Source organism: Nonomuraea sp. K271 (assembly GCF_009908215.1).
Taxonomy (GTDB): Bacteria; Actinomycetota; Actinomycetes; order Streptosporangiales; family Streptosporangiaceae; genus Nonomuraea; species Nonomuraea longispora.
In genome coordinates this window covers 42,973-55,245 of sequence record NZ_JAAAHR010000043.1, presented here as the reverse complement: position 1 = coordinate 55,245, position 12,273 = coordinate 42,973, and the positions used below count along the sequence as shown (strand labels likewise).

The window sequence follows — 12,273 nt, the reverse complement described above, 5'->3', positions numbered from 1 at the left end:
CCGGCGGCCGCCGCCCCCGCGCCCCCGCCCGTCTACCCGGAGGTCGGCAGTGGCACGGACTTCCTCGACCACCGAGCGCTGCTGGCCGGCCTCGCCGAACCGGCGTGGTACGAAGCCAACATCCCCTTCCTCGACGTGCCCGACCAGCAGATCCAGGACGTCTACTACTACCGCTGGAGTACCTTCAAGCGGCACATCCGCTACACCGACGCCGCGACCGGCCACATCATCACCGAGTTCCACAACGCCCCCGGATACGCCGCGCCGCTCGGCGGCATCGTCGCCGCCGCGGGTCACCACGTGTACGAGGGCCGCTGGCTGCGCGACCGCCGCCCCGTCGACGACTACCTCACGTACTGGCTGCAGGGCCCCGGCGCCGGGCCCAAGCCGAAGGAGGACTTCGTCAACGAGGACACCGACGACTGGGCCCACCAGTACGCGTGGTGGGCGGCCGACGCCGTCTACCAGCGCTACCTCGTCACCGGCGACGCGGCCTTCGTCGAGAACCTGCTGCCCGACCTGGTCCGCCAGTACGACAAGTGGGGCGGCCAGTACGACGAGCGGCTCGGGCTCTACTGGTCGGTTCCGGTGTGGGACGCGATGGAGTACACCGCCTCCGCCTACGAGACCGACCCCGACGACCCCTACCACGGCGGCGCGGGCTACCGGCCGACGCTCAACGCCTACCAGTACGGCGACGCCAGGGCCATCGCGGCGATCGCCGAGATGCGCGGCGACAGGGCGCTGGCCAGGACGTTCGGGCGGCGGGCCGACGCGCTGCGCGAAGCCCTGCACCGCCACCTGTGGGACGGCGAGCGGGGCTTCTTCTACCACAGGGCCCGCGGCGACCTGGACCCGGAGCAGAAGCTCGTCTCCACCAGGGAGCAGATCGGTTTCGTGCCGTGGGCGTTCGGCATGGCCCGGCCCGGCACCGAGCGGGCGTGGGAGCAACTGCTCGACCCGCAGGGGTTCGCCGCGCCGTACGGGCCGGCCACCGCCGAGCGGCGCAGCCCGCTGTTCATGAAGGACGCGCTGAGCGGCTGCTGCCGGTGGAACGGGCCGAGCTGGCCGTACTCGACCTCGACCACGCTGACCGCGCTGGCCAACCTGCTCAACGAACGCGACCAGGACGTGGTGAGCGCCGCCGACTACTACCGGCTGCTGCGCGGCTACGCGCTCACCCAGTACAAGGACGGCCGCCCGTACGTCGCCGAGGCTCACCACCCCGACGAGCCGCGCTGGATCTACGACGGCAAGGGCCACAGCGAGCACTACAACCACTCCACCTTCAACGACCTGGTGATCAGCGGCCTGATCGGGCTGCGTCCCCAGCCCGGTGGCAAGGTCGTGGTCAACCCGCTGGTCCCCGCCGCGTGGAGCCACTTCGCGCTGGAGAACGTGCCCTACCACGGGCACAACGTGACGGTCCTGTGGGACCGCGACGGCACCAGGTACGGCCAGGGCAAGGGCCTGCGCCTCTACGTGGACGGCAGGATCGCGGCCGCGCGGCCCGGGCTCGGCGAGCTGGCCGCCCGCGTGCCGGGCCGCGCTCCGGACCGCGCCGCGCGCCCGAGCAACGACGCCGCGAACCCGCACGGCACCGGCCACCCCAAGCCGTTCGCCTCGTACACGGGCGGCATCGACAGCGTGTGGGACGCCGTGGACGGGCGGATCTTCTACGACGACATCCCGCACAGCCGGTGGACGAACTACCGCTCGCCGAACGCCGAGGACCATCTCGGCGTCGACTTCGGCGTGCCGACCCGGGTGAGCGACGTGCGGTTCCACACCTACGACGACGGCGGCGCGGTGCGGGCGCCGGCGTCGTACCGGCTGGAGTTCCTGGACGGTGAGGTGTGGCGCGAGGTGCCCGGCCAGACGCGCACGCCGGAGCGGCCCGCCGGCGCGGCGCTGAACCGGGTCACGTTCCCCGAGCTGACGACGACCGCGATCCGGCTGGTGTTCGTGCCGAGGCCGGGCGCGTACGTCGGCGTCACCGAGCTGCAGGCGTGGTCGCCCGCCGCCGGCGACACCGGCCTCGACGTGTCCGTCACCGAGCAGGGCGCACCCGCCGCCGTCACCACGACGTTCGCCAACCACGGCCGCAGGCCGGCCACGAGGGTGAAGGTCGAGCTGGCCGTGCCGCCCGGCTGGTCCGCCGAGCCGCGCGGCAGGACCGGGACGCCCGTGGTGCGGCCGGGCGGCGAGTTCACGGTGCGCTGGCGCGTGTCGCCGCCGGACGGCGACGGGCCGCGCCCCGACGTGCACCCGGTGCGCGCCTTCGCCGCCTACGACGGGCGGGCGCGGGCGGTGAGCGCGTACGCGCACGTGGAGCGGGAGCTCGACCCGGCCGCGTACGCGCGGGTCGAGGTGGAGGACACGTTCGCCACCGACACCTCCGCGGGCTACACCGTGCACCGGCCGGAGGGCGGCGAGGCCGAGCCGGAGATCACGGTCGGCGGCGGCAGGTTCGCGGGCAGCGGCGCGCGGCCGTTCTTCGGCGTGGTCGCGGGTCCGGCGGGGCCGTCGTCGGCCGACGCGATCAGCATGGTGACGGCCGGGAGCTTCGCCGGCACCGGCAGCGCCGAGGACAGCGTGTTCGTCGGCTGGGTCAAGGACCAGGACAACTACGTGACCGCCTGGTACAACCACACCCGCGAGCGGTCGGGCATCAACGTGCGGGTCGGCGGCCGGTTCCTCGACACGCCCGGCGACGCCGCGCTGACCCTGGAGCCCGGCGACCGGTTCGCGCTGGTGTTGGCCGGCGACACCATCACCTCCTTCGCCCGGACGGCCGGGACGGGTGGCGAGTGGCGGCGGCTGCGCACGGTCTCGATCGGCGACACGCTGGCCACCCCGCAGGCCCGCGAGGGCTTCCGCCACGGATTCGGCCTGCGCGGCACGTCCGGCACGATCGCGATCGCGGGACTGGAGGGCCGCAGCGGCTGAGAGCTGTCTCTTGGGATGCGCCTGCCTGATCCCTCGTCAATGGTCGCCCGGGAAGCCGGCCCGCACCTCGAGGCCGCCGCCGGGAAGCGCGCGGGCGGTGAGCTCGGCGTGGTGGGCGGCGGCGACGGCGGCCACGATGGACAGCCCGAGTCCCAGGCCGTGCCCGTCCCCGGTCCGGTCGCCCGCGAGCCTCCTGAAGGGCTGGAACAGGGCGTCGACCTGGTCGGCGGGGATGACCGGCCCGCTGTTGCGCACGCGCAGCGTCGGCCGTCCCGCCTCGATCCCGGTCCAGACGTGTGCCCAGCCGCCGGCGACGTTGTGGCGCACGGCGTTGTGCACCAGGTTGGCCGCCAGCCGTTCGACCAGCCGCGGATCGCCCGCTGTGCGGGCGACTGTCAAAGCCGCCTCGACCCGCACCCCGCGCGCGGCGGCTTCGGCGCGGGCGGAGCCGAGCGTGGCCTCGGCCGCCTCCGCCAGGTCCAGATCCTGGTGCCGGTCCAGCCCGCCCTGGCTGCGGGAGAGGGTGAGCAGCGCCTCGATGAGCCGTTCCTGGCCCTGGTTGCTGGCCAGGACGCGTCCGCAGGCGACCCGCAGGTCCCGCACGTCGGCGTCGGGATCGGCCAGCGCGATCTCCAGCAGGCTCCGTTCGAAGGTCAGCGGGGTACGCAGCTCGTGGGAGGCGTTGGCGACGAACGCCCGCTGCGCCTCGAACGCCGCCTCCAACCGCCCGAGCAGCCCGTCGAAGGTGTCCGCCAGGTCCCTGATCTCGTCTTCGGGTCCTTGAGAGCCGAGCCGCTGGTGCAGATCGCGTGCGGAGATCTCCCGCACGGTCGCCGTGATCGTCCGCAACGGACGCAGCACGCGCCCCGCCACCACCCAGCCCAGCCCGACCGCGGCGAACGTCATCAGCACCAGGGCCAGCACCGACGCCACGAGGAACCGCGACAGGTACACGGCCCGCCGCTGCACCGGTGACTCCACCACCGGCACCGGCCGCTCGAACACGTCCCGCAGGCCGGGCGCGGCCGGCGGCTCCACCTTCACGAACGGCGGCCCGTGGACGACGAGCACGTACGTGACGGCGAGCAGCACCGCGCCCGCCCCGAGGAACAGCACCCCGTACAGCAGCGTGAGCCGCAACCGGACCGTCCACCGGGCGAACGGCCTCATGCTGACCACGGGAGCCGATACCCCGCCTGAGGGACCGTTTCGATCAGCGGCGGGTCGCCGAGCTTGCGACGCAGGCGGCTGACGGTCACCTTGACGGTGGCGGTGAAGGGGTCGGCGGCTTCGTCCCAGGCACGTTCGAGCAGCTCCTCGGCGGAGATCGCGCGGCCCTGGGCGGCCAGGAGGAGCTCCAGCACGGCGAACTCCTTGGGGCTCAGGTCGAGCCGGCGACCTGCCCGCGTGGCGACGCGGCGGCCGGGATCCACGCGGAGTTCGCCGTGTGCCAGGATCGGCGGCACCGCGGGCTGCGCCCGCCGCGCCAGCGCCCGGACGCGGGCCACGAGCTCGGCGAAGGCGAAGGGCTTGGGCAGGTAGTCGTCCGCCCCGACGCTCAACCCGTCCACCCGGTCATCGATCGTGGCGGCCGCGGTGAGCATCAGTATCCGTGCCGGATAGCGCTCGCGGACCAGCGCGCGGCACACCTGATCGCCGTGCAGGCCGGGCAGGTCACGGTCCAGCACCACGACGTCGTAGCGGTTGACGGAGCTGCGCTCCAGCGCTCCCGCCCCGTCGTACGCCACGTCGACCGCCAGGCCCTCCCGGCGCAGCCCGCCCGCCAACGTCTCGGCGAGCTCCCGGTGATCCTCCACCACTAACACCCGCATCGCGCATCCCCCAGATCACTCGCATGCGAGTATCACCGGCGAGGGGTTACGGCGCGGTAAAAGCCGCCGTTCCCTCCTGGTAACCGGCGTTCCGCTGGGATTGCCTCCCGGCAGTCCACCAGCGATTCCCAGGAGGGACTCATGCTCGTCCACAGCAGCCGACCGCTCTTCCGCCGGTTCGGCACGCGCGTCCTGACCGTCGTCTCGGCCGCCGGAATCGTCGTGACGGCGACCGCGGCGGCGCCCCCCAAGCCGTACGCACCGCCGGCCGTCGCCGCCCCCGCCGCGCCTCGGCCGGACAGCGCAGCCCAGGAGCGGCTGCGGTACGACGTGCGGGCCGTCCACGAGACCGGCGTGGTTGGCGTCCTCGCCGAGGCCCGGACCGGTGCGGGACGGTCGTCCGCCCGCTCCGGGGCCGCCGACCGCAGAACCGGGACGGCCATGCCGCGCGACGGCTACTTCCGGATCGGCAGCACCACCAAGACCTTCGTCGCCACGGTCGTGCTCCAACTGGTCGGCGAGGGCAGGCTGTCACTGGACGACACCATCGACACGTGGCTGCCGGGCGTCGTCAGCGGCCACGGCAACGACGGGCGCGAGGTCACCGTACGCCAGCTCCTGCAGCACACCAGCGGCATCTCCGAATACCTCCGGCCCGCCACCTCGCCGGAGCAGTGGCGCCGCGAGCGGCTGCGGCGCTGGCGGCCCGAGCAGCTCGTCGCCCTGGCCATGGAGAAGCGGCCGGCCTTCGCCCCCGGCGCGGAGTGGGGCTACTCCAACACCAACTACGTCCTTCTCGGCATGATCATCCATAAGGTCACCGGCCGCACCTGGCACCGGGAGGTCGAGCGGCGCATCCTCACCCCGCTGGACCTGCGGCGCACGCTCGTCCCGCGTCTCGACCCGCGCCTCCCCGACCCGCACGCCAAGGCCTACGCGCGGTTCACCCCGGACGGCCCGCTGACGGACGTCACCGTGCACGACCCGAGCCAGGGCGACGCGGCCGGGGCGATGATCAGCACCACGGGCGACCTCAACCGGTTCTTCCGCGCGCTGCTGGGCGGGAAACTCCTCGCCCCGGCACAGCTGGCGCAGATGCGGCAGACCGTCCCCGCCACGGCGCTTCGGCACATGGGCCTCACCGGGGCCGCTTACGGCCTCGGCCTGATGTACCTCCCGCTGACCTGCGGCGGCGGCTACTGGGGTCACGGCGGCGACGAAGCCGGCTTCTCCACCCGGGCGGGCGTGACCGAGGACGCGGAGCACAGCGTGGCGGTGGAGACGACCTCCCGCTCCCTCGGCGACCTCGACGCCCTGCTGCGCACCAGCCGCGCTCTCTCCACGCTGGTCGACCACGCGCTCTGCGGCACCGCCCGGCCATAGCGAGGCCGCCTGGGCGTCCTACGCCGGCAGCGCCATGAACGCTACGGCTGCGTCGCGGGCGATGCCACCTCGCGCATGCGCTCGAAGTTGGCCACGTACTGCTCGTAGACGGCCCGGTTGTTCAGCCGCAGCAGCACCTCGTCGTTGCGGCGCAGCGACGTCTCGTTGTAGTTGTGGCTGCCCGTGAACACCCGGCGGGCGTGGCGGTCCCCGTCGTAGGAGCCCTCGATGAGCAGGTATTTCGAGTGAACGCGGCCGGGCAGCGCGTCGCCGTCGCCGAGGGCTCGCAGCTCGACCCGCGGCTCGGCCAGCAGCAGCTCCTTGACCTCGTCGTCCATGATCCCGTAGACGATCCGTACGGTGCAGCCCCGCGCCGCCAGGTCACGCAGCCGCTGCGGGATGGCGACACGGTAGGCGTCCCACTCCGACATGCCGACCCTGATCGTCGTCCCGCCCCGGCAGGACACCTTGCCGAGGTGGTCGACGATGGGGTCGCCGTCCGCCTTGGGGAAGAAGTGGGCCCGCACCGAGCCGCCGGGCCCGCCCGTCTGGACGACGCGGTAGTAGTCGAGGTTCTTGCGCTCGGCGGCCAGGTCGGCGAAGTAGCCGGCGTAGGCGGCGTACAGGCGCCGGTTGCCGGGCAGGACGACCACGTTGTTCCAGTACGTCGTGGAGTTGAGGTCGGTCAGGTTGGCCGACGACTGCACCACCACGTCGGAGGCGCGGCCGGTGCGCGAGAACAGGTAGAACTTGTTGTGCTGGCCCTTGTCGCCGATGCACGCGGCGGTGCCGCCGGAAGGCGGCCCGGTGCACACGTGCAGCCAGGAGCGCGCCGAGGTGTCCGTGCCGAGGGCCGCCGCCAGTTCGCCCGCGACGGCCGCGCCGCGCTTGTCGCCGTCGAGGACGACCTGCACGTCCACGTCGCGCTGGTGCGCCTTGATGAGCTCGCCGGCGAACTCCTTGCCCGCGGCGCCCGACATGACGAAGTGGGCGACCTGGATGCGGGCGCCCGGGGGCGTCTGCCGGACGAGGCCGCAGAGCCTGCGTACGAGCGCCGCCCCATCGCCGCTCACCGGGTCGTTGAAGACGGCCTCCGTCCTCACCGGCGCGGTGGGCGCGTCCGCGCAGGTGCTCGCGGAGGCGGCGGCGGCGGGGCCCGCGCCCGCGAGCACGGCGGTGGCCAGCAGGGCGCCGGTGGCGAGCGCGGGCAGGAACGTGCCTGGCATGGATCACTCCTTCGTGAGGCGGCCGCTGTCGGGCGCCGTCGTGGTGGGGGGCGGAAGCGCTCCGGGGAAGTGGCAGGCGACCGGGTGACCCGTGTCCCGTTCGGCCGGCGCCGGTTCCTCGTCGCGGCACCGATCCTGGGCCCGCCAGCAGCGCGTACGGAAACGGCAGCCTGTCGGCGGGCTCAACGGCGAGGGAACATCTCCGGTCAGGACGATCTCGTCGCTTTCGTCGGTCCGCCAGTCGTCCAGGCTGGGCGCCGCCGACAGCAGCGCCTGCGTGTACGGGTGGGCGGGGCTGCGGTAGATCTCCTCCTTGGAACCGGTCTCGACGATCTTGCCGAGGTACATCACCGCCACCCGGTCGCACAGGTGCCGGACGACGCCCAGGTCGTGCGAGATGAACAGGTACGACACGCCCAAATCGCGCTGCAACTCCTGCAGCAGGTTGAGGATCTGCGCCCGCACCGAGACGTCGAGCGCGGACACGGCCTCGTCGCAGACGATCAGCCGGGGCCGCACGGCCAGCGCCCTGGCGATGCTGATGCGCTGGCGCTGCCCGCCCGAGAACTGGTGGGGATAGCGGCCGGCGTGCTCGGAGCGCAGGCCGACCCGCTCCAGCAGGGCGTCCACCTCGTCGTCCCACCGCTCGCGCGGCACCAGCCCCGGGTGGATGCGCCACGCCTCCTTGATGAGGTTGGCGACGGTCATGCGGGGGTTCAGCGAGGCGTACGGGTCCTGGAAGACGATCTGGATGTCCCGGCGCAGCCTGCGCAGCTCCTTGGCGGGCAGGGCGCCGAGGTCGCGGCCGTCGAACAGGACCTTGCCGCCGGACGGGCGCACCAGGCCGACGATGGTCCGCGCGATCGTGGACTTGCCGCACCCGGACTCGCCGACCAGGCCGACGGTCTCGCCCGCGTGGACGGTCAGGCTCACGCCGGCCACGGCCCGCACCTCGCCTCCCGGCCGGCCGATCCCCGGCCGCAGGCGGTAGCTCGTCACCAGGTCGGACAGCTCCAGCAGGGGCTCAGTTCCCGCCATGCGCGATCACCTCCTCGGCGAAGTGGCAGGCGCTGGCCCGCGCGGCGTGGAACTCGTGCGGGGCGGGGTCGTCGGTGCGGCAGACGTCCCTGGCGAAAGGGCAGCGCGGGTGGAAGGCGCAGCCGGCGGGCCGCGCGGCCAGGTCGGGCGGCCGGCCCTCGATCGCCTCCAGCGGGGCGCCGATGTCGCGCGGGTCGGGCACCGCCCGCATCAGGCCCAGCGTGTACGGGTGGGCGGGCCGCTCGTACACCTCGGCCACGGTGCCGGTCTCGACGATGCGGCCCGCGTACATGACGGCCACCCGGTCGGCCGCCCGCGCGACCACGCCGAGGTCGTGGCTGATGAGGATCATGCCGAGCCGCTCGGCCTGCTGCCGCTGCCGCAGCAGCCGCAGGATCTGGGCCTGCACGGTCACGTCCAGCGCGGTGGTGGGTTCGTCGGCGATGAGCAGCCGCGGGTCGAGCGCCAGCGCCATCGCGATCATCACCCGCTGCCGCATGCCGCCGGAGAAGCGGTGCGGATGGTCGTCCAGCCGCCGTTCGGCGTCGGGGATGCCCACCAGCGCCATCAGCTCCGCCGCCCGGCGGCGGGCCTCGGCCCGGCCGGCGCCGCGGTGCCTGCGGAACATCTCCCCGATCTGGTAGCCCACCGTGAGCGACGGGTTCAGCGCGCTCAGCGGATCCTGGAAGATCATGGAGATGCGTTCGCCCCGCAGCGCCTGCCACTCGCGGTCGGACAGCCCGGCGACGTCGCGGCCCTCGATCGAGACGCGCCCTCCCGCGATGCGCGCCGCCTGCGGCGCCAGCCCCATCAGCGCCTGCGCGGTCACGCTCTTGCCGCTGCCGGACTCGCCGACGATCGCGAGCGTCTCGCACTCGCCGACCTCGAAGGACACCCCGCGCACGGCCCGCAGCGGCCCGGCAGGCGTGTCGAACTCCACGGCCAGGTTCTCGACCTCCAGCAGCGGGGTCGCGGATTCGTTGGCCATCGTCACAGCTCCGTCATCGGGTCGGAGACGTCGCGCAGCAGGTCGCCGAGCACGCCGATGCTGACCACGACGAGTGCCAGGGCGGCGCCGGGCACGGCGGCGATCCACCAGGCCGAGGCGAGGTAGTCGCGGCCCTCGGCGATCGTCGAGCCCCACGACGCCTGGGAGGCCGGCACGCCGAGGCCGAGGAAGCTCAGCGACGCCTCGGCGACCATGGTCAGGCCGACCTGCACGGTGGCGGCGACCATCAGCGGTGGCAGGCACGACGGCAGGATGTAGCCGGCGAGGATGCGCGCGTGGGAGGCGCCCATCACCCGCGCCGAGTCCACGAACTCCCGGTCGCGCACGGCCAGCGCCGAGCCGCGCACCACTCTGGCGAAGATCACCCATCGGGTGACCGCCAGCGCGATGATCACGTTCACCATGCTCGGGCCCAGGACACCGGCCAGCAGGATGGCCAGCAGCAGGCTGGGGAAGGCGAGCTGGATGTCGCCGACCCTGGAGATGATGCCGTCGGCCCAGCCGCCGAAATAGCCCGCGAGCAGGCCCAGCAGCAGCCCGGCCGACCCGCCGACGACCACGGTCACCAGCGCCACCGTCAGCGAGGTGCGCATCCCGGCCAGCACCTCGGCCAGGATGTCCTGCCCCACCTGGTCGGTGCCGAGCCAGGCCATCGCGCCGTCGGACAACCGGGTCCCCGGAGGCAGCAGCCGGTCGACCGGGCTGGTGCGCGCGGCGTCGTACGGCGCCAGCAGCGGCCCGAGCAGGCCGGCCAGCACGAACAGCAGCACGGTCCCGAGCGCCAGGTGCGCGCGCAGGGGCAGCCCGGCCAGCCGGCCGGCGAGCGTCGCGCCTCGCACGTTCACTGTCATCAGGCGTTCTCCAACTGGATCCTGGGGTCGAGGTACACGTAGAGCACGTCGACCAGCAGGTTGAGCAGGATGTAGCAGACCGTGATCACGGTCAGGACGGCCTCGACAACGGCGTAGTCGCGGAACGTGATCGAGTCGATGAGCAGCGACCCGATCCCCGGCCAGGCGAAGATCACCTCGACGATGACGCCGTTCGCGATGAAGTACCCCATGAGCAGGCCCAGCATGGTCACCACCGGGACCAGGGTGTTGCGCAGCACGTGGATGTAGAACACCACCCGGTGGCTCATGCCCTTGGCGTGGGCCGTGCGGACGTAGTCCTGGTTCATCTCCTCGAGGATCCCGGTGCGTACGAGCCGGCCCAGCCACCCCACGAACGGCAGCGCCAGCGTGAACGCGGGCAGCAGCAGGCTGCCCAGGGTGCCGTCGGCCGTGCTGGGCAGGATCTGCAGCCAGCGCGCGAAGATGAGCGAGAGCATGATGCCGATCCAGAACGGCGGGAGCGCCTGGCCGACCAGCGAGGACACCGAGACCAGGTGGTCGGCCCAGGTGTTCGCGCGGCGGGCGGCGAACGAACCGGCCACGAAGCCCAGCACGATGGTGATCACCATCGCCCACGCCGACAGGGAGAGGGTCGGGCCGAGACGTTCCAGGCAGGCGTCGAGGGCGCTGACGTTCTGCCGCCAGGAGTGGCCGAAGTCGAGGGCGACGACGTCCCGCATGTGGGTGGCGTACTGCACGAGCAGGGGCTCGTCGAGCCCGAGGGTGCCGCGAAGCTCGTCCAGCGCCTCCGGGGTGGCGTGGCTGCCGAGGATCAGCTCGGCCGGATCGCCGGGCAGCACGCGCAGGGCGACGAAGACGATCGTGATGGCGCCCCAGATCTGCAGCAGCGCCTGGGCGAGCCGTCGCCCGAGGTAGGCGGTCATGTGCCGCCCCCGCCGCTCGACGCCCGGACGACCAGCCGGGGCGGGAACAGGACCTGTTCCGGAGCGCCCGCGGCGTCCTGCCTGCCCAGCCGGCGCAGCATGCGGTCCACGGCCGACACGGCGATGTCCGCGGCGGGCAGTTCCACGGTGGTGAGCGAGGGGATCACGTAGGGGGCGAACGGGTGCCCGCCGTAGCCGACGACCAGGACGTCGTCGGGGATCCGCAGCCCCGCCTCGTCGGCGACCCGGTAGACGCCGAGCGCGAAATAGTCGTTGCCCGCCACGAACGCCATCGGCCGCTGCGCGGTCCGTACGACCTCCCGGGCCAGCCGGTACGCCTCGCTCGGGTCCCACGGCATCGCGCTCTGCTCCAGCCGCCGGGTCGGCACCTTGATCATGGTGTCGGGCTCGACGGGCAGGCCGCTGTCGGCCATGGCCCGCCGGTACCCCTCGACGCGGTCGGCGATCGCCGAGACGCCGAGGTCCTCCTCCAGGAAGTAGATCTTCCTGGCGCCCTGGGTGACGGCGTGTCTGGCCGCCTCGTAGCCGCCCTTGACGTGGTCGACGCCCACCAGGTCGGCGTTCAGCTCGGGCACGTCACGGTTGATGAGGATCAGCGGCACCCCCGCGGCCCGGAAGCGCCGCCAGTGCTCGGCGCCCTCCTGCACCGCCACCACGAGCACCCCGTCCACGCCGCGGCGCAGCAGCTCCTCGGCCGCGCGCCGCTCGTTGGCCAGGCTCTCCTCCGTCGCCATCAGCAGTAAGGAGTAGCCGTGCCGCCGGCAATGCTGCTCCATCCCGCTGATGAGCTGGGCGTAGAACGGGTTGGACGGGTTGGTGATCACCATGCCGAGGGTGCTCGCGGAGCCGAGCACCAGCGACCTGGCCGTGGAGTTGGGCACGTAGCCCAGCCGCTCGGCCTCGGCCTTCACCCGCTTGCGCGTCTCCAGGCCGACGCTGTCCTTGTCCGCGAGCGCCCTGGAGACGGTGTTCACGGACACGCCGAGGCTCTCGGCGATGTCCTTCAGTGTCGTACGGCGTGCCTCACGCAATGGTGCT

General features: G+C 73.0%; 10 protein-coding genes. 2 read left to right on the top strand and 8 right to left on the bottom strand.

Features of this window, described 5'->3' with window-relative positions; genetic code table 11:
* A partial coding sequence (locus tag GUY59_RS17415; protein ID WP_161714581.1) for an MGH1-like glycoside hydrolase domain-containing protein occupies positions 1 to 2,949 on the top strand: 2,949 nt, incomplete at its 5' end.
* Between the two features lie 36 nt (positions 2,950 to 2,985).
* Here the strand turns inward: GUY59_RS17415 and GUY59_RS17410 are convergent.
* Positions 2,986 to 4,119: a sensor histidine kinase gene (locus GUY59_RS17410; RefSeq protein ID WP_138200777.1), complete on the bottom strand. Its 1,134-nt coding sequence runs from the start codon at positions 4,117 to 4,119 to the stop codon at positions 2,986 to 2,988.
* Positions 4,116 to 4,781 (bottom strand): response regulator transcription factor, encoded by a 666-nt coding sequence (locus tag GUY59_RS17405; RefSeq protein ID WP_138200778.1) that lies wholly within the window; start codon positions 4,779 to 4,781, stop codon positions 4,116 to 4,118. The genes GUY59_RS17410 and GUY59_RS17405 overlap by 4 nt, the downstream gene beginning before the upstream one ends.
* A gap of 141 nt (positions 4,782 to 4,922) precedes the next feature.
* Here GUY59_RS17405 and GUY59_RS17400 point away from each other — a divergent pair, with 141 nt between their 5' ends.
* Positions 4,923 to 6,164, top strand: coding sequence for a serine hydrolase domain-containing protein (locus GUY59_RS17400; RefSeq protein WP_138200779.1), 1,242 nt, complete (start codon positions 4,923 to 4,925; stop codon positions 6,162 to 6,164).
* 41 nt (positions 6,165 to 6,205) lie between these two features.
* On the opposite strand, the gene GUY59_RS17395 is transcribed toward GUY59_RS17400, so the two are convergent.
* From GUY59_RS17395 to GUY59_RS17370, 6 genes are read right to left on the bottom strand one after another with little or no spacing between them, the layout of a single operon-like run.
* On the bottom strand, positions 6,206 to 7,390 hold the full coding sequence (locus tag GUY59_RS17395) for a phospholipase D-like domain-containing protein (RefSeq protein ID WP_138200780.1): 1,185 nt from the start codon (positions 7,388 to 7,390) through the stop codon (positions 6,206 to 6,208).
* Positions 7,391 to 7,393: 3 nt separating this feature from the next.
* Positions 7,394 to 8,428: an ABC transporter ATP-binding protein gene (locus tag GUY59_RS17390; RefSeq protein WP_132332651.1), complete on the bottom strand. Its 1,035-nt coding sequence runs from the start codon at positions 8,426 to 8,428 to the stop codon at positions 7,394 to 7,396.
* Positions 8,415 to 9,416, bottom strand: a complete 1,002-nt coding sequence (locus tag GUY59_RS17385; protein ID WP_138200781.1) for an ABC transporter ATP-binding protein — start codon at positions 9,414 to 9,416, stop codon at positions 8,415 to 8,417. The genes GUY59_RS17390 and GUY59_RS17385 overlap by 14 nt, the downstream gene beginning before the upstream one ends.
* Before the next feature lie 2 nt (positions 9,417 to 9,418).
* Positions 9,419 to 10,288: an ABC transporter permease gene (locus GUY59_RS17380; protein ID WP_132332653.1), complete on the bottom strand. Its 870-nt coding sequence runs from the start codon at positions 10,286 to 10,288 to the stop codon at positions 9,419 to 9,421.
* Entirely contained in the window at positions 10,288 to 11,214 is a 927-nt protein-coding gene (locus tag GUY59_RS17375) for an ABC transporter permease (protein WP_138200782.1), read from the bottom strand. The genes GUY59_RS17380 and GUY59_RS17375 overlap by 1 nt, the downstream gene beginning before the upstream one ends.
* A complete protein-coding gene (locus GUY59_RS17370; RefSeq protein WP_138200783.1) occupies positions 11,211 to 12,266 on the bottom strand; it encodes a LacI family DNA-binding transcriptional regulator in 1,056 nt (351 codons plus the stop codon). Before GUY59_RS17370 ends, GUY59_RS17375 begins: the two co-directional genes overlap by 4 nt.
* Between the last annotated feature and the right edge of the window lie 7 nt (positions 12,267 to 12,273).

What these genes read in the sequence shown, in the direction of transcription:
- GUY59_RS17385 (WP_138200781.1), bottom strand. Translation starts at nt 9,416, where the DNA reads ATGGCCAACGAATCCGCGACCCCGCTGCTGGAGGTCGAGAACCTGGCC.
- GUY59_RS17380 (WP_132332653.1), bottom strand. Translation starts at nt 10,288, where the DNA reads ATGACAGTGAACGTGCGAGGCGCGACGCTCGCCGGCCGGCTGGCCGGG.
- GUY59_RS17410 (WP_138200777.1), bottom strand. Translation starts at nt 4,119, where the DNA reads ATGAGGCCGTTCGCCCGGTGGACGGTCCGGTTGCGGCTCACGCTGCTG.
- GUY59_RS17375 (WP_138200782.1), bottom strand. Translation starts at nt 11,214, where the DNA reads ATGACCGCCTACCTCGGGCGACGGCTCGCCCAGGCGCTGCTGCAGATC.
- GUY59_RS17390 (WP_132332651.1), bottom strand. Translation starts at nt 8,428, where the DNA reads ATGGCGGGAACTGAGCCCCTGCTGGAGCTGTCCGACCTGGTGACGAGC.
- GUY59_RS17395 (WP_138200780.1), bottom strand. Translation starts at nt 7,390, where the DNA reads ATGCCAGGCACGTTCCTGCCCGCGCTCGCCACCGGCGCCCTGCTGGCC.
- GUY59_RS17405 (WP_138200778.1), bottom strand. Translation starts at nt 4,781, where the DNA reads ATGCGGGTGTTAGTGGTGGAGGATCACCGGGAGCTCGCCGAGACGTTG.
- GUY59_RS17400 (WP_138200779.1), top strand. Translation starts at nt 4,923, where the DNA reads ATGCTCGTCCACAGCAGCCGACCGCTCTTCCGCCGGTTCGGCACGCGC.